This window comes from Cellulomonas sp. P4_A2 (assembly GCF_056402515.1).
In genome coordinates this window covers 1-445 of the sequence record NZ_JBFUHG010000117.1, presented here as the reverse complement: position 1 = coordinate 445, position 445 = coordinate 1, and the positions used below count along the sequence as shown (strand labels likewise).

Sequence of the window (445 nt, the reverse complement as noted above, 5' to 3'; positions counted from 1 at the left end):
GGCTGGTACTGGCCACCGGGTCGAACCCGGTGCTGCCGCCGCTGCGCGGGCTCGGCACCGAGATGCCGGACGGGGTGCATGCGTTCCGTACCCTCGACGACTGTTTTGCGCTGCGGGAAGCGGTGCGTGCCGGCACCCGGAGTGCGCGCGCCGTCGTCATCGGCGGCGGACTGCTCGGTGTGTCCGCCGCCCGGGCGCTCGCCGCGTGCGGTGCGCAGGTGGTGCTGGCCCAGCAGGGCGAGCACCTCATGGAGCGGCAGCTGGACGCCGAATCGGCCGGGCTGCTCCGGCGCCACCTGGAGAGTCTCGGCGTGGAGGTGCACACCGAGTGCCGGGTTCGCGGGCTGCGCTGCGCCGACGGCGCGGTGCGGGCGGTGGAGCTCGCCGACGGTTACGAGCTGGCGGCCGAGATCACGGTGTTGGCCTGCGGTGTACGTCCCAGGAC

1 protein-coding gene is annotated in these 445 nt (G+C 74.2%); it reads left to right on the top strand.

Annotated features, from left to right (window positions below; translation table 11 throughout):
- The coding region (locus AC1DUE_RS20360) for an FAD-dependent oxidoreductase (RefSeq protein ID WP_477041218.1) at positions 1 to 445 on the top strand (445 nt) is incomplete at both ends.